General features: G+C 55.6%; 16 protein-coding genes. 6 read left to right on the top strand and 10 right to left on the bottom strand.

The window, feature by feature from the left end:
- Positions 1-26 precede the first annotated feature (26 nt).
- From AABZ39_00400 to AABZ39_00370, 7 genes are all read right to left on the bottom strand, one after another.
- Positions 27-2,483: a PPC domain-containing protein gene (locus AABZ39_00400; protein MEK6793207.1), complete on the bottom strand. Its 2,457-nt coding sequence runs from the start codon at positions 2,481-2,483 to the stop codon at positions 27-29.
- A gap of 173 nt (positions 2,484-2,656) precedes the next feature.
- Positions 2,657-3,652 (bottom strand): metallophosphoesterase, encoded by a 996-nt coding sequence (locus AABZ39_00395; GenBank protein MEK6793206.1) that lies wholly within the window; start codon positions 3,650-3,652, stop codon positions 2,657-2,659.
- 8 nt (positions 3,653-3,660) lie between these two features.
- Positions 3,661-4,758, bottom strand: a complete 1,098-nt coding sequence (locus AABZ39_00390) for a glycosyltransferase family 9 protein (GenBank protein ID MEK6793205.1) — start codon at positions 4,756-4,758, stop codon at positions 3,661-3,663.
- Complete coding sequence (locus AABZ39_00385) at positions 4,755-5,126, bottom strand: GxxExxY protein (protein MEK6793204.1); 372 nt, start codon at positions 5,124-5,126, stop codon at positions 4,755-4,757. The genes AABZ39_00390 and AABZ39_00385 overlap by 4 nt, the downstream gene beginning before the upstream one ends.
- A 469-nt stretch (positions 5,127-5,595) precedes the next feature.
- Positions 5,596-6,906 carry a hypothetical protein gene (locus AABZ39_00380; GenBank protein MEK6793203.1) on the bottom strand — a complete coding sequence of 437 codons (1,311 nt, stop codon included), beginning with the start codon at positions 6,904-6,906 and terminating at the stop codon, positions 5,596-5,598.
- Between the two features lie 10 nt (positions 6,907-6,916).
- Positions 6,917-7,324 carry a PspC domain-containing protein gene (locus tag AABZ39_00375; GenBank protein ID MEK6793202.1) on the bottom strand — a complete coding sequence of 136 codons (408 nt, stop codon included), beginning with the start codon at positions 7,322-7,324 and terminating at the stop codon, positions 6,917-6,919.
- Between the two features lie 270 nt (positions 7,325-7,594).
- Positions 7,595-8,584: a hypothetical protein gene (locus AABZ39_00370; protein ID MEK6793201.1), complete on the bottom strand. Its 990-nt coding sequence runs from the start codon at positions 8,582-8,584 to the stop codon at positions 7,595-7,597.
- Between AABZ39_00370 and AABZ39_00365 the strand changes: the two genes are divergently transcribed.
- Entirely contained in the window at positions 8,559-8,918 is a 360-nt protein-coding gene (locus AABZ39_00365; GenBank protein ID MEK6793200.1) for a hypothetical protein, read from the top strand. The genes AABZ39_00370 and AABZ39_00365 overlap by 26 nt on opposite strands.
- Before the next feature lie 280 nt (positions 8,919-9,198).
- The gene (locus AABZ39_00360; protein MEK6793199.1) at positions 9,199-10,158 is read left to right on the top strand and encodes an NAD(P)-dependent alcohol dehydrogenase; all 960 of its coding nucleotides are present in this window, start codon (positions 9,199-9,201) and stop codon (positions 10,156-10,158) included.
- 831 nt (positions 10,159-10,989) lie between these two features.
- Here AABZ39_00360 and recO read toward each other — a convergent pair.
- From recO to AABZ39_00345, 3 genes are read right to left on the bottom strand one after another with little or no spacing between them, the layout of a single operon-like run.
- Positions 10,990-11,751: a DNA repair protein RecO gene (gene recO / locus AABZ39_00355; protein MEK6793198.1), complete on the bottom strand. Its 762-nt coding sequence runs from the start codon at positions 11,749-11,751 to the stop codon at positions 10,990-10,992.
- A gap of 2 nt (positions 11,752-11,753) precedes the next feature.
- A complete protein-coding gene (locus tag AABZ39_00350) occupies positions 11,754-12,788 on the bottom strand; it encodes a DHH family phosphoesterase (GenBank protein ID MEK6793197.1) in 1,035 nt (344 codons plus the stop codon).
- A 5-nt stretch (positions 12,789-12,793) separates the two neighbouring features.
- Entirely contained in the window at positions 12,794-13,342 is a 549-nt protein-coding gene (locus AABZ39_00345; GenBank protein ID MEK6793196.1) for a hypothetical protein, read from the bottom strand.
- 82 nt (positions 13,343-13,424) lie between these two features.
- Between AABZ39_00345 and serS the strand changes: the two genes are divergently transcribed.
- The 4 genes from serS to AABZ39_00325 are packed head-to-tail and all read left to right on the top strand — an operon-like array spanning position 13,425 to position 16,917.
- The gene (serS, locus tag AABZ39_00340) at positions 13,425-14,696 is read left to right on the top strand and encodes a serine--tRNA ligase (GenBank protein MEK6793195.1); all 1,272 of its coding nucleotides are present in this window, start codon (positions 13,425-13,427) and stop codon (positions 14,694-14,696) included.
- A complete protein-coding gene (locus AABZ39_00335; protein ID MEK6793194.1) occupies positions 14,696-15,850 on the top strand; it encodes an MraY family glycosyltransferase in 1,155 nt (384 codons plus the stop codon). The genes serS and AABZ39_00335 overlap by 1 nt, the downstream gene beginning before the upstream one ends.
- Positions 15,810-16,238, top strand: a complete 429-nt coding sequence (gene queF / locus AABZ39_00330) for a preQ(1) synthase (GenBank protein MEK6793193.1) — start codon at positions 15,810-15,812, stop codon at positions 16,236-16,238. The genes AABZ39_00335 and queF overlap by 41 nt, the downstream gene beginning before the upstream one ends.
- Entirely contained in the window at positions 16,225-16,917 is a 693-nt protein-coding gene (locus AABZ39_00325) for an SAM-dependent methyltransferase (protein ID MEK6793192.1), read from the top strand. Before queF ends, AABZ39_00325 begins: the two co-directional genes overlap by 14 nt.
- Positions 16,918-16,928 lie beyond the last annotated feature (11 nt).

The following is a 16,928-nucleotide window of genomic DNA, read 5'->3' as shown; positions in this document are numbered from 1 at the left end:
CATGCCGATTTTGTCAAGAAATCCGGCTACTTCTTTTTCGGCTTCTCACCGCCGCCGACGAGCGCAAGCGGCACCTGCTCCGCCCACGACGATGCGGCGCCGTCGCCGATGATAGGCGCCATCCGTTTCGCGGCATACTCGCGGAGCGTGTTCACTTTCGCCGCCATATCCGAACGCGCGGTCTTCCCGGTGAACGCTTTTGCGTATACCTCTTCATTGAGCGATCGCGCATAGTCGGAGAGTATCGGTATCGTCTCGATGACCTTTCCCTGCGGTACACCCGCGTCGAGGAGCGAGAGCACCTCGCGGTCAAGTTCGCCGAAGAGCGGACCGAGCACGACACGCGCCTTGTCCGCCTGGTTCGGGAGCAGATGCATCGAAAGTATGTTGGTGATGGCCGCGACGTTCTGTGCGATGACGGTCTTTACTTTTTCCTTTTCGGCGCCTGCGGCGGCGGTGCGTATACGTTCAAAACCCGCCAAACGCTCGGCGGCGTATGCCGCGACGAACGCATCATCGCTTCCGGGCTGCATACCCGCAGCCTGAGCGGCGAATTCCCCGACAAGCTTTATCGCGGCCTTCAGGTTCTCAACGCTTTTCGGGTTCAGGTCCGCGCTCTTCGATCTCTCATCGACAGTGATGATGAGCTCCTCGGCAGGCACGAGATGCCGGTACGCGAACGCCTGCATCATATCCTCCGCCGGCAATGCGAGCACCTTCTGCGGACCGCCCGACGTCCCCGCGATGGAGAGCGCAAATCGCCCCGCGTTCATCTTCGAGCTCGTTCGCACGGTCAGCTTCACCGATTCATTGGTGCCGGAAAGCGTCGCGTTCTGGAAGGCTATCCCTTCCGGGGGATCATCGAGCGAAAGCACGATATCGCCGGTGAAGTTGTCGATACGCTGCACGTAGGCAGTGAGCATTGCCGTACCCCCGCGCGAAATATGAACGCTTGACGGCGCCACACGAAGCTTGAAATCCGGCTTGGGCTCACGGAACCTCAGGCGATACGAGTAATACTCACCGCCCTTGCTCTGTGTATCGCGCAGGGACAGATAATAGGTGCCGTTCGCAGGCAATGTCGCCGCGAAATACGAGTCCGCATGATGCGTGGTAAGTCCCGACGATCGGTCGTAGAAGTCGTCATTGGTCATTATCGTCGCACCCTTCGCATCGGTGAGGCGCAGGGCCGAATCGAGCGGCGAGCCGAGACGGCGGGCGTACACTTCCGCGACGATGCGGCTGCCGGCCTTTCCCGAGAACGAGAACACATCGACATCGCCGGCACTCTCGATGCGCCCGTTGACCGCCGAAGGGAACACGATGCGCTGTGCGCTCGCGGTCGTATTATTGCTGCCGGCGTCGAACACTGACGGGAGATCGTCGGCAAGGAACAGGAACGTGTTCTCTGCATCGGGAACGCGTACGGGAAGTATATCGCTTCCCGCTTTCGGGACAACGGAGAATTCCCTCGCGGCAAGATTATATCCCGACAGGGACACCTTCGTCTCCTTCTCGTGCTGGCCGCCGAGCGGGAATACGGCCGCCACGAACGGCAATTCACCCGCACTGATGCGGTAGACGAAATCATCGCGTCCGCGGTATATGGAATCCCGTATCTCAAGATAGTAGTCGCCGTCATCGGGTACCGTGAACGGGAGCACCGGATCGGGGTTGCCGAGAAAATCATCGGCATACGCGAGCTCTTTCCCCTTCGCATTGAACACGGTCAGCACCGCCTGGAACCAGCCGGGGACGGCATCGGCGAGATACGGTATGAGCGATCGCGCCTCTACCGAGAATACGAGCCGCTGCCCCTTGCGGGCGGAGAACTTGTATCGATCGACCTCCCCCGGCAGTATCTGCCCATTGAGCTCTGCGGGGAATGACGGCACCGGCACTGCATCGGCATTATCATCGTTGGGTTCGCGCTCTTTTATCTCTGCGATACGTCCCACCTCGAACGCAATGGGTTCGGTGACGCCGCGCGGCGTGACAAGCCGAAGCTCATGCCTGCCCAGCGGCGCATCGGCGGGAACGGTGAGCTCAAGACGAACGAGCTCCGTCAATTGCGCATTGGGCTGCTTCTTTTTCTCGATGTCCTTCATATACATCATCATGTCATGTTCTTGCGGCATTTTTTCCCGATACGCCAATATCTGCATGACGCGGGCAAGCTGCTTCTCAAGCGCCGGTTTTTCCTGCTCGGAAGCCTTGGGGATCTTCGCCTCGAGGTACTGGCGCCTATTGTTGAGCGCGTTCAATTCCTTCCTGTCGAGGTCCTTGCTGAACGAGGTTATCTGCGCCGTGATCGGCGTACCGGTAAGGATGACATTGGTGGTCCCCTCGAGGAATTGACCGCCGACAAGGAGCGTTGCCGTTTCCCCCTGTCTGACGCCGGCGGGGAAGACATATCCCGCATGCGGACGCTGCGCGAACGCCAGTGTGCACATGAGGAACGACAATAGAATGATGTTACGCACGGTTTCCTCCCGATGAGCCTTTGAGTTTGACGCCTGAACGCTGTGAAAGTTTCCCCGATATGCTTTCGAGGATCGGCAGTTGGCTGTGTTCAGAATAGATCGTTGTCGCATACGTTCAGTATACGACAACGATCGGCAAATGACAAGACAATGGCTGGCGCGAACCGATGCGATCAATGCCCGTTCGGCGGTATGAACGATGCCCCGGTGAACATGAACCGCGAAGCATCATCCCGTGCTTTGTTGACATACGGCGAATATACCCATGCCGAAACAATACCTGCTGACGTATCGATCGCAATGAGACGCATCCATCCATTGCCCTTTTTTTCTTCCTGATAATCGGTGAGAATCTGATAGATATGATTGCCGTTCACCCCGCGGTCATCGCGCCATGCCGATTTTCCGACATGGCCGGAAAACACGAAGCGCACGTTCGGATACCGTGTTATCAGCTGGTCAAAAACGCTCTGCGGGCTCAGATCCCCGTAGGGCGGGTGCTGCTCTATCACCCCCTTGCTGGTGAGATGGGAATGTGTGGCGATAATGACATTGTGATCGGCATAGGCGGGGTCGGCAAGTACCGATTTCGCCCAATCGACGGCGATCTGACGCGCCCAGAGCTCAAGGACTATCACCATCCATTTGCAGCCGCCGGCAGCGAACGTGTAGTACGCATTATCGCTTTTACCGCTCTCGAAACGCCCCTTTTGCGCGGTGAACCGGCTTGCCGGAAAATAGGCGTTGAACTCGGGGGTTTCGCGAAGCAGTGTTGCCGTATTTTCCGGATCGCGCATGCCCGCACTGTTCGTCCTGACCGCGTGCGTATCGTGATTGCCGACGACAAGCGCGAAGGGCACGCCGGCGTTCTCCAGTAACCGATATCCGTTGCTCGCGAAGGTCCACATATAGTGGTCCGGCGGATCGTAATGCACATTGTCCCCGACAGAAATAACGAACGCGATATTACTTGCGCGACTATTATCTGCTATCCATTGCATCTGGCTTGTGAACATCACCGGATCACCGGCCGGCCCGACGCACACCTCGTGCTGCGGATCGGGAATGACCGCAAGTATGAATTGTTCGCCGCTGAGGCGGAGCATCGTCAGCCAGATGATCGCGAGGGCGCGTTTCGCTCCGGAGAGCCTCGATCGCATACCGCTCATCGATGCTTTCATTTGCGCTGGGGTCTCGCGCGGGGCAGCCGAACGCATTTCGCCAGTACGTTCACCGCATGCGCAGCATCTATGGTCATCATGCATTCATGCGCCTTCGGACAGCGGCGCTTATAGCAGCGCGCACAGTCGATACCCTCCGCCCGAATGACGGCGGAACGCCTCGATCGCGGACCGATGCGCTTCTCGCTTGTCGGCCCGAAAACAGCAACAAGGGGGATATCGAACGCGGCTGCCGCATGCATAGGATAGCTGTCAACGCTTATCATTCCCTTCGCCTGTGACAGCACATAATTGAGCTCAGTGAGCGAAAGCACGCCGGCGAGCGGCATGACACGCGCATGCCTCGATGCGAGCGTACGGCATGCATCGGCATAGTCCGCGGTCGCGCACACCAGTATCGGCAGATGGAATTTTTTTGCGAGCGCATCAAGCAGCTCATCGCTTTTTTCCATCGGCATATCCTTCGTCTGCCAGCGTGAATACGGCGCATAGACGAGATACGACCTCGGGAGCGTCATCCTGTGCGAGGCAAGCGCCCTCTCCGTGCGACGGCGGATGTCTTTCGGAAGGAATATATCGAGCGCCACGCCGTCATCGGGGACATCGATGAACGAGAGGAATTGCAGAAGCCCTTCGACGGCATGTATATCGCGATAGAAGAGATGCGGCACGCCGAGCCAGCGCCCCTTGGCGAATTTCGCACGCGCGCGCGACGCGTAGAGGAATATGACGCTGCGAAAAAGCCCCTGCAGATCGAACGCGGCATCGTAGCGCTTCGCGCGCACCATCCGTATCGATCGAACGATATCGCGGATGACACGCAAAAGACCGGCGATGGACGAGAACGCCTCGCGCTCCCAGCGGTATACATCCACGATGTATAGCTTCCTGATGTACGGATTATCGGCGAGTATCGGCGCCGCCCGCTTGTCGACGACGACGTCGATGTTCGCATCGGGCATATGTTTCTTCACCGCCCGGATGAACGCACTCGCGTGGAGCACATCGCCGAGCGATGTCTGTTTTATAACAAGGATTTGCATGCCGGAATGTGGGGCGGAGCGCATGTCAATCGCGCCTTTCTTCTGCTTCATAAGACTACTCTCTGGTATTTCAACGAATCTTCACCAAAATTGATAAGCAAAGCCAACCGCAATTTTTCGGCAGCAAGATAGTTCAGACACTGTTTCGCATGGCTTTTTGTCAAGCATTCAATAGCCTTTATTTCAAGAAGGACGGTATTATACACTGAAAAATCAGCTATATAATCGTGCGGCAACACCGTGTCTTTATATTGGATGGTGTAGCGGCGTTCCCGTTCGAATGAAACCCCGTTTTGCTTAAATTCATACTCAAGCGCGTCTTTATAGATAATTTCATTAAATCCTTCGCCGAGAATCCGATGTACTTCCATGCATATACCGACTATCGTGTAGGATTCATCTTTGAATAACAGTTCCATAGTTTTCTTCTCTCAATTCGTGAAAATCCGTGCAATTCGTGTCTATCTTCTTAAAATATTTTTGACACGAATTGCACCAATTTACACGAATTATGATTTTTTCAAACGCGTTTGTCTTCTGCGTTATTTGCCTGCAACTTTTTTCCGCCACGTGGTATTCCTTTAGTTCGATGAATTCATAATAGCTCAAATAACTTTTGGTCACGTTCCATCTGATTCTCTCATTTTCTGTTGACTACACTATAAGCCAAATTGGCTTATTTAACAACACGCAGAAATAGAAAATCGCAACGGCAAAGCTCTACTTCACCGTTGCGCCTTTCCCTTACTTTACGGCGGAGGCTTTTTTTGTCCTGCCGGGTTTCGCCGTATACGGCTTCATCCCGAAATCCCCAACGATGGTATTGGAATCTCCATAGAAGCCGTAGATCTGATTTCTCATCCCCGCGGCGGAAAGCCGTCTTCCGATTTAATCTATGAACTTATCCGCGAGGAATTTGAACATCTGGAACATCGCGGTGGCGTTCTCGTTGTATTCCTTCATCTTCGTCACCACGCGCGCGACCTCGATCTCCTTGAGCGATACGAGCGAGCTTGAGAACATATCGACGAACATCTCCTTCCACACCTCGATGGACCGCGGGTGCTTGAAGAGCCGTGTGTACGAAAGGTCGCCGTCGCCGGATGTGTGCCGCGCATCGACGATGCCTTCATATGCGGGGAGCTGCGCCTTACCGCGCCGCGCGTACGGGACATCGGCCGGTTCGAGGATGCCTAAGAGCGCATCATCGGTCATCTGTGCGCGGGAGATGTCCGGCTTATCGAGGAATATGGGGCCCACGCTCCCCGCCAGGTGCGCGATGAACACGGCGTCCTTGAGCGCGAGGACCTCATCGATGAAATCGAGCGCTCGCTCATAGATGATGGGCACGCCCGCCTTCACCGTGAACCCGTACTTGATGAGCATCTTCTCATCTTCGGGGGTGAGCTTCACATCCCACTGCTTCATGAACTCCTTGTTCTCTACATTGTAGTGCCGCGAAAGTATCGTCTGGAACAGAAGATGTTCCATGTCGAGCGCAATGCCGATATCGAACGTCTCGGCGATAAGCCGCATCTCCTTGGACGCGCGGGGGAATTCCCCCTTCTCGATTATCTTCGGGATAAGCCCGAGCTCGGAAGAAGGACCCGATGCGTCCTCCCGGACATAGCCCATGGCGCGGAAATGATCGGTGTATTTCTTCGTCACGTAGATGTAATCGAGCGCGAGGTTCTTGATGAGGAGCTTTATCTTGTGTTGATAGCAGAACTGCGAGATATTGAACATATACTCGAAGAGCGTCTCGATGCCGTCCTTGTAGAGCGAGCGGTCGTACGCCGCGCAGAGGAAGCGCTCCTTCTCGTTCTTCGGGTCGAGCCGCAGGCGAATATGCTCCTCAACGCTCATCTCCGATATTTCGCGGCCGAAACCGTAGAGCGAACCGAAATGGTACGACAGGCTTTCCACCTTCACGCCGCGCTGGAGGAAGATGAATATCTTCTGCAGATTGCGCCCGACATTGATGTCGTTCGTCGCATGGAGAAAGGTGAGGTCGTGTATGCAGAGCGCCGCATCGTATTTGAGGAAATAGTCGGCGGCGACGAATATCTCCTGCATCTCGACGTCGCGCGGAAGATAAATGAGGAACGTTTTTCGTCCGAGGTTCACATGGTACTGAAGTTCGTCCGGAAAGAACCGGCGTTTTTCATTGAATACACGGCAGATGTGATATTGCTTCATACCCGGTGCATCACCGTTTCATGCCTATCTGCGTGATGAGGATGACGCCGAGCGCAATGAGCGCAATGCCGAGGAGCGGTATGAACGAGTGCAGGAAGACGGAGAGGATGACGACAATGCCCGCCCCGATGAGCGATATCCCGAGAATACTCTTCCCCTTCCCCGCAGCGCTCGGCGGAGGCTCGTTCGCGTTCGCCTTCGCTTTCTTCGGCGCCGAAGCGCCCGTGACCGACCCTGCGGCGGCTATGGGCATTATCACCCAAAGCACGACATAGAGCAGAAATCCGAAACCCACGGAAAGCGCGAACACGACGAAAATGATGCGCACCACCGTCACATCGATGGAGGTCGAATCGGCTATGCCGGCGCAGACGCCCGCGATGAGCTTTTTATCAAGATTGCGTTCAAGCTGTTTCATCTCGTCCCTCCGTCCGGTCACACCTGATTATAAAAGGAATCGCCCCGTTGTCAAGGATTTTCGGCTCATCCTGCCGCATCTATGATCCACGGACGTGATCCGTTACCGCCATCTCCCAAAGAGCTCGAGCGCGACGGGGCCGAGGGAAGGCAGCTATCCGCAATTTCATACGGCGACACACGCCCGATCAACGACGTCGACGATCCGTCCGCCCGCGCAGCCGATCGCCGCATAGAAATCGACATCATGCGCGAAAACGAGTAACGCAAGTCAGTACGACCACCAGACATTATTATTGGTATACGGCGAAGAACCGTTCGCGCCGCCTATCATCCACACCTTATCGTTGAACATGAGCGATGATTGCCGCGAGAAATTCGTAGTGAACGGGCTTTGCACCTGCCGCCATGACCCAGTGGCGGAGGGGTCGGGCGTGTACCAGATATCCTTTACCGGAGCGCTTGCATTCGTTTCCCCGCCGATAACGACGATACGATTATTGATGACCACAACGGCAGGATATGACCGTGCGAACGGCATGGGTGGCGCGGCCGTCCAGTTCACGCCGTCCGTCGACCAATAGATATCGCTGAAATAGGGCGGACTCGAGTCACAACCACCCACTATCCATATTTTATCGTCCCAGACAAATGCACGATGTCCGGCACGGGGAAGAAATGACGCGGAAGCGGTGACGAGATTCCAGTTCGTTCCGTCGGATGTCGCCCAGACGTCATTCGTGCGAAGCGGCGATGCTCCGGTATCCCCTCCGATCATCCACAGTTTATTCTTATAGACGACTACGGCATGACCGTAGCGTTTGTTATCCGGCACCGGGGAGAATGAACCCCATCCCCCGCCGGTGCTGTAAAGCATTATATTCGTCCGCGAGCCGCTGCCGTAACTGCCATGAACGACCCATACTGCCCCCCTGAACACGACTGCCGCATGAAGCCACAGTGTGGTGGGGAGATTATTGCCGGAGATCCATGAGGGGCCACCGCTGCTTCTGCGGACTTCGTTCATTGCATTCGCGGCGTTTGAACTGCCGCCGATGACCCAGATCTCATTTTTATACGAAACGGCCGCGTGCCCTGCGCCGATATGTACCGGCGAAGGGGATGTCGGCATGAGCGTCCAATGCGATGCGGGGATATAATTTGTCGATCCCGGATCGATCGGATTGGTGCGCCCGTGATCCGTATACATGCAGCCAGTCTGCAGAAGGACCACGATGACGGCGATGGCAAATGCACGCATGGCATTATCCTACAGAAATGATATGCATTCGGGCAAGTATAACAAATATTCGACTGCGTGTCAAAGCAGGTATCGTGCAGCGTGTGTGACCTTGTTTTGCAGAAAAAAAGGAAAGGAGTTTTCATTTACCGCCATCGCCGCCTCAGTTACCGCTCAGTATACGCTTTACGGTTCACTGCTCGTCACTACGGAGCAACCCGTTTTCACCTTATCGAAATGCCAGGTAGATATCCCGGCGGATGCCAGCGACAAGATCATCATCGAATGCCAACTCGATGGCAGCATGAGCCGGGCATGGTTCGATGATCTCAGCCTCAAGCCAACGGGAGAATAGTCAGGTGTCCAAGCAGACCTGAGCGGGACGATTTGGCTCCGAAGCCCTGCTTGACACCAATGAGACGGCGCTCAATACGGTGCAGGTTTCCGGCCATGCAAACCGCGACCTGCAACGTGCCGACATTATCAAGGATAATTTCTTACGCATGCAGGCAAATGACAGCCAGTGGGGCGGGATATTGACGGTTTACACTGACGGGAATATACTGTCAGGAAGGATAGTTGCTTCGGGTAAAATGCACTATTTTATTCAGCAGTAAAAAAAGGAGCTTCACAGCATGGACACAATGAAAGCGATCCACTGCACCAAGTACGGCCCGGCAGAAGTGCTTAAAGTCATTGAAACTAAAAAGCCGGTGCCCAAAAGCAATGAAGTACTCATTAAGATCTACGCGACATCGGTCACCAACAGCGACCTGTTCATTCGAAGCTCCAAGGTGGCGTTTGCGTTGATGATCCCCTTTCGCTTGATGATCGGCATCCAAAGGCCCCGCAACCCGATCATTGGCGAGGTCTTTTCCGGAGAGATAGAATCTGCAGGTACAGACATCGCACGTTTTAAGCCCGGTGATCAGGTATATGGTCTTACCGGCATGTCACTCGGCGGCTATGCGGATTATAAATGCATGAAGGAGACAGATTCCAAACAGGGCTGTCTTGCACTCATGCCTCGCACCATCTCCTTCGAGGATGCAACAGCAGCCGCATACGGAGGTTTGCTGGCATTCCAATTCGGCGAGAAAGGAAATATACAGAAGGGCCAGAAGGTGCTCATATATGGAGCTTCTGGCACATCCGGTACCATTGCGATACAGTTCGCCAAGCATCGCGGCGCAGAGGTGACAGCGGTATGCAGTGCGGCTCATTTTGATCTGGTGCGATCGCTGGGGGCCGACAAGGTGCTCGACTACACGAGTACTGTGTCCCTTGCCAAGATCGAAAAGTACGATTTCATGCTTGATGCGGTCGGGAAGAGAAGAACGTCAGCGCTGAGAAAAGCATGTGAAAGAGCGGTTGCCAAAAGCGGCATCTATGCATCCATTGATGATGAGGCTTTGCTCCTAGATTCACCCCGCCTTGACAGGGTCAGAGCACTCGTCGAAGCAGGGCACATTCGTCCTGTAACGGACAGGTGCTATCCATTCGAGCAGATCGTGGAAGCCCACAGATATGTGGAAACAGGCCACAAGAAAGGGAATGTTGCGATCACCGTTAATCAGAAAAGCCATACAACCTGAACAAAAAGGAAAGGAGTTTTCATTTACCACCATCGCCGTCTCAGTTACCGCTCAGTATACCACCCGCCGATATCCTGTCAAATCCAACCCCGTCTCAGCGGTGTCGCATCGCCAGCCCCAGTCGATCCGTGATCCTACCCCGCCAAACCCCATCGAGTAGCGTCATTCCGCCCGAATTCACCGATATTTTCTTTCCCGCACATTTATTTGAGCGTTACTGCGCTCAAATAAATGTGGGCGGAAGAAACCATACTGTTCGCCGTAGACGATATTATACTCTTCACATAACGCGTCGTAATGCGCTTCCATGACCTTATAGAGAGCGGATCGCTCCGGGCGACGTTATCGGCATACCCCTTGCTGCATATAATATAAAACACGGAATAAATCAATAATCAGCCTGAAAGTATTTGTGCATACCGACATGTTCTCCCCTCTCTCACTTCCCTGTGAGAGAGGGGAGAGGCAAATATATTTTCTTCTGCACAACGCTTTATTAGCCGAGGGGTGAGTGTTTGTTTCGCGGAGAAGAAACCTTTTTCTTAAATGAACTCCCTCGTTCGTCCGCCTCTGCGAGCTCCGTGAACTCCGTGAGAAACATTCTTAATTCTTATTTGTTTGGAACACCGGAATTACAGTTCGGCTTATACGGAATAACCCTGAGTACACGTGAAGATATGCCCGGAGCACCGGAATATATTTTCAGCGCATTCGAAGATGTTGTGGGAACACTCGAAGCTACTCCGGTACGCAGGAATAGACCTCAGTGACGCGGGAAGCAGTGTCGGGCGCATACCGGACGACCTTCGGCGCATGGGAGGTTTTCAGGCGTCAATGCTTTCGGGCGCTCACCGCATACACCGCGGCGATCTCATCATACGCCTTCGCGCTTTTCGATGCCACACCCGCATAGGCCGCTATCGTCCGGCGGACAATGAGCGTGAGCGCCGGCGGTACATCCGTAAACGTTACCGCATCCGCTATCGGCGAGCGGATGAGCCCGGAGAACGCACGCTGTACTGCCGGCGGGAACGCGACCTTCCGCTCAACGGGGTCAGCACATCGCGCACACACATAACCGCCGCGTACGATGGAGTAAAAACCATCGGCATACGGGGAATCACAGACGACACAGCCGTCGAGCTTCGGCAGAACGCCGGAAATGTAGAGGAGCTTCACTGTTGACGACAGAAGCAATGCGTCCGTCGCATCAGTTTCGTCCGCTGCCGCTTCAAAAGCGGAGAGCGCCGCATCGACGAGGGGGAGCATGCGCTCTTCATCCGTACTCTTGACCGCTTTCACGAGCGAGAAGAAGTACGACACCGCGGAAAGCTTGAGTGCTGATCCATGTATCGACGGATGATCGCGCGTTATCGATGCGCTTGAAAGGGTATAGAGGTCCTCGCGCCCCGGTACGACGACAAGCGACAGGAGCGCCACCCGTGAAAGTTCAGCGCCGGCACCGTCCTTCTTCGCGCTCCTGCAGAGCACGCTCATCGTTCCGCGATCAGTGACAGCTTCGGCGATGATACTCGAGCTTTTATACGGATGACGGTCGATGATGACACCCGTGAGACGAAGCGGCGTACGCATGATCATGTCGCAGCATCAAAAAAACGCTCGCCGACCATGACCCTGCCGGCGAGCTTCGTCAGGAGCTTCGCGACCATATCCCGTTCTATTTTTTCCATCGCATCCTCGTCCTTGCCCATGAGGGGTATGGTCCCGGCGGCATACGCGCCGTGCCCGCCGCCGCTCCCGTACTTCGCCGTCAGCGATTTGATGATCTCTCCCGCATTGCGCCGCACCTTTTTACTCCTGAGCGAAAGTATGAGATGCTCATTGCTCCTGCCGGAAACAAGCACCCAGTTCACCTTTTCGCAGCGCAGGAAAAAATCCGCTATGAGCGATGCATAGTCGGGCGCGGGTATCGAATGCAGATGCACGATGACGATATTCTCGTAGCGCATCGCATTGGAAAGGCCTTTGAATATCTCGCGGTAGTATTCGAGGGGGAGCGGCGCGTTCTCAATGACCGCAATGCGGCGATGGTCCATGCGCTTCACCAGCGCCTGATGCGCCGCGATATCGGCGTTCGTCACGCCGCGGCTCAGATCGGCCGTGTCGGTCTTGATGCCGTAGAAGAGCGCGGTGGCGGCGTTCTTCGTGACAGGCACCTCGAACGCAGTGAGATATTCGTATATTATCGTCGCGGTCGAACCGAAGGACGGACGAATATCGTGATAGGGTACGCCGTACGTCTTCGCCCTGAGCGGGTGATGATCGATGACGATGCGCGGCATCATTTTCTTCGGGAGGGGGTAGTTCGAATTGGGGTGCTGTGCGTCAACGAGAATGATGGTATCGCGCGCCGTTATGTCCGCGTTGCGCATATCGGTAAGCTTGATGCGGCAGGCCTCGATGAGCGAACGGTTCTCAGCACGCCCTATGCTCCCGCTCTGCACGATGATCGAGGTGCGCCGCACGAGGTGCCGTACGAGGGAAAGCATGCCGTACGATGAGGCGATGGCATCGGGGTCAGGGTTGGAATGCGTAGTGATGACGATGCGGCTGCTTTTTTCCAGTATGCTTCGGAAGAGTTCGCGATCTTCTGCCTGAGCGAGGTCCATTGTCCTTAAAAAATGAAGCCGATTATCCGGTAACCGCCCTTAAAGGACACTATCTCGACCTCGGCGCGTTTGCTTTTTTTCGCCGCACCCGCAGGGGCCGCTTTCGCCGCATCCTGATAGCTCATATTGACCTGAAGGAAATAGACGGGAATGGAGTCCGAATCCTTCATTTCTATCTCGTCAAGGCTTATCTCGCTGCCCACCGTATACGAGATGACGGCGTACGCCTTCTGCGTGTTCGCTCCGGTGAAATAGGAGATGTTGTTCCCCGTCGTTTTCATGATGTAATCGACGGCGGATATCTTCGCCTCAAGCAGGTCATCGATCATTTTTTTCAGGTCCTGCGCGGCGATGCTCTTTATCTGCACATCGGGATGCAGGAGAGCGGTTATCTCCGCGGATGCACCGCGCTTAAGCGCCCCGAAGAACGTATCGGCGAGCGACACTATCTTTTTCTGGTCATCCGCCGACATCTCCGCCTTGTTCTGGCTGAAGAGGGCTGAGGTGAGCGCGCCGAAAAGGGCGATCCCTGCGATTAAAAGCCGCACTTTCATAGGTAACATCAGCATATCACTTTTTGCCCTGAATTGCAAGGATGGTCGTTTCATGGTATCATATCCGTTCGGAGGATACCGCATGATCGACGTACGCCTGCTTAGGGAAAATATCGGCATTATCGAGGGAAATCTCAAGCGCCGCCGCTCCACCGTGGACCTCACCCCACTCGTGCGCCTTGAGGAAAAACGCCGTACCGTGCTGAAAGCGGTGGAAGCCCTCCGTGCCGTCCGCAATGAGAATTCGAAGAAGGTCGGAACGCTCGTGAAGACGGGCGATACGGCCGGTGCGGAGCGCATCAAGATCGAGATGAGAACGGTCAATGCCGACCTGGAGACGAAGGAAAAAGAGCTCGAAACGCTCGCCGCCGATACCGAACGCGAACTCATGCTCCTCCCGAACATACTGCTCGATGATGTCCCCGACGGCGCCGACGATACCGCGGGGCGCGAGATAAAGCGCGTGGGCACACCGCGTGTCTTCGATTTCCCGATCAAGGACCATGTCGATATCGGCACCGCGCTCGGCATACTCGATCTTGAGCGGGCGGCGAAGATAGCCTCGGCGCGCTTCTCGATACTCAAGGGAATGGGCGCCAAGCTCGAGCGCTCGCTCATGAATTTCATGCTCGATGTGCACACGAAGGAACACGGCTACACGGAATACATGCCCCCGCTCATGGTCAACCGCGACTCGATGACCGGCACGGGGCAGCTCCCGAAATTCGAGGAAGACCTCTTCCGCACGACGAATGATCCGCCGTATTATCTCATACCGACGGCGGAAGTGCCGCTCACCAATATCCCGCGCGATGAGATACTCTCCGAGGCCGACCTCCCGATGTATCTCACCGCATACACGCCGTGCTTCCGCGCGGAAGCGGGCGCGTACGGCAAGGACACACGCGGCATCATACGCCAGCATCAATTCGATAAAGTGGAGCTCGTGAAGATAGTCGTTCCGGAAAAAAGCCCCGAGGAACATGAAAAGCTCCTCGCGGACGCCGAAGACATCCTCAAGCGGCTCGATCTCCCCTATCGGGTCGTAACGCTCTCGAGCGGCGACACGGGATTCGCATCGGCAAAGACGTATGACATCGAAGTGTGGCTCCCCTCGCAGAACAAATACCGCGAGATATCGAGCTGCTCGACGTGCACCGATTTCCAGGCACGCCGCGCGCACATACGCTTCAAGCGCGGCGGGAAAACGGAGATAGCGCATACGATGAACGGCTCGGGACTGGCCATCGGCCGGACGTGGATCGCCATCATTGAGAATTATCAGAATGCCGACGGAAGCGTCACGATACCCGACGTGCTCCGTCCCTCTATGGGTGCGGACAGGATCGGCTGATGAACTATACCGCTATCGCCATTATTTTCGGCGCAGCCTTAGCGCTTTCCATCGCGCTCTTCCCCGTCGCACGCATGCTCGCACGCATCTTTCATATGATCGATGTGCCCGACGGCGAACGGAAGATCCATGTGCGCCCCGTGCCGTATCTCGGCAGCATCATGATCTTCGCCGGTTTCGCGCTCGGGCTGTATCTGTACGGAAGATATTTTGAGGGCGCGCTCCACTTCCTGCATTCGACGCGTTTCGGCATCGTCATCTCGCTCATCGCGATGTACATCCTCGGCCTTGCCGACGACAAATTCGATATGCCCGCGCTCTTGAAATTCTTCCTGCAGATAGCCGTCGCCTGCATACCGCTCCTGTTCGGCATATCCGTTGACCGTCTTGCCAATCCGTTCGGCGGCGTCGTCATGCTCCCTCCCGTCGTATCATGGATAGTCACCGTGTTCTGGCTGGTAGCGCTCTCCAATGCGATGAACCTCATCGACGGCATGGACGGCCTTTCGGCGGGTGTCACCGTCATCTCCGTGTCGTTCATCATGGTGATATCCGCTCTCACCGGGAGCAATGTCATCTATCCCATGGCGGCGCTCCTCGGCGGCGTGCTCGGCTATCTCATCTTCAATGTGCCCCCCGCAAAAATATTCATGGGCGATTCGGGCGCGCTTTTCATCGGCTATGCCATCGGCATATTGTCGCTCGTGTCGAACATCAAATCGAGCTTCGCCATAACGCTCATGCTTCCGGTAGTGCTCCTCCTCATACCGATACTCGATACGCTCCTGTCGATCATCCGGCGCGTCAAGGACCAGCAGCGCGTGTTCGGCGCGGACAAGCGGCATCTGCATCATCGCCTCCTTGCGCTCACCGGCAATCGCCCCTGGCGTGTGCTCGGCATCATGTACGCGGCATGCATACTCCTCGGATTATTCTCGCTTATCGCCTTCCTCATGCCGCGTGAATTCACACCGCTTCTCCTTTTCATTCTCTGCGAGAACATCATATTCGCCGTCGTGCTCCTCAATCTTTTTGAGAAAAGCAGGGATACCTACACACGGATGAAGCAGTACGTGAAAGATACGGTTTTCGGAAAAGACATCGGAGGGAATGATGCCGCGGCACAACCGAAGCGCAAAAAGAAGGGCCGATAAACTTTCGCTCCTCGGCTCGAATCGGACCGTCTATCCGTCCAAGCCCGAGGATGCTCGGCTGGAAACGTTCGCCAATCCGAACTCACGCGATTACACGATACGTATGGATACGGAGGAGTTCACCTCGCTCTGTCCTATCACCGGCCAGCCTGACTTCGCGAAACTGACCATCACCTATATCCCGCGGGAACGGTGCATAGAATCGAAATCGCTGAAACTCTATCTTTTCTCGTTCAGGAACACCGGCATGTTCTTCGAGGCAGTGACCAACCGCATACTCGACGACCTCGTGCGCGCCCTTCAGCCGAAGTGGATGGAGATAGAAGGACGCTTCAACCGCCGCGGCGGCATCGATTTCACCGTTACAGCGACCCATGGAACTCGCTAAGCCGTCGCTTTCCATCTGCGCGGTGGACATCGGCAATCGCTCCGACAACACCGCGCGCGTCATTGAAACTCTCAGGGCGGCGGATATCGTCTTCGTCGAAAGTTTCCGCGAAGGGAGCACGCTCCTCAAGCATTTCGATATGAAGAAAGAGATGCTCGAAGTAAGCGAACATACAACGGCAGCCGAGATAGCATCGTATGCCGAACGTATCGCCGTTGAAAAGCTCGCAGCGGCGCTCATATCGGACTGCGGGACACCGCTCATCGAAGACCCGGGCCGCACGCTCGTCGCCGCCGCACGTGAACTCGGGATACCGGTGCTTCCCGTACCCGGAGTATCATCGATAACCGCCGCGCTCATGACAGCGCCGTTCCCGGTAAAGAAATTCTTCTACGCAGGGCTGCTCCCGCGGGAAAGAAAAGAACGGGATATCGAATTGAGAAAACTCGCTTCGCTCCCCTACCCTGTCGTCATACTCGATGCGCCGTACCGATTCAACGACGTGCTCGCCGCGGTCGCCCGCGCGTTCGGGAATTCGCGCGATACGCTCATCGGATACGATCTTACCATGGAGAGTGAAACGGTTTTTACGGGGACGCTGGGTGAAGCGCTCGCTGCGTATGGAGGGACGAAGATGAAGGACAGGGAATTCGTTATTGTTGTGAATGGGGGAGAATAGCCCCTATCCCC

It is taken from the genome of Spirochaetota bacterium (assembly GCA_038043445.1).
GTDB lineage: Bacteria > Spirochaetota > Brachyspiria > Brachyspirales > JACRPF01 > JBBTBY01.
The sequence above is the reverse complement of the archived record's forward strand: the minus strand, read 5'-3'. Positions and strand labels throughout refer to the sequence as shown.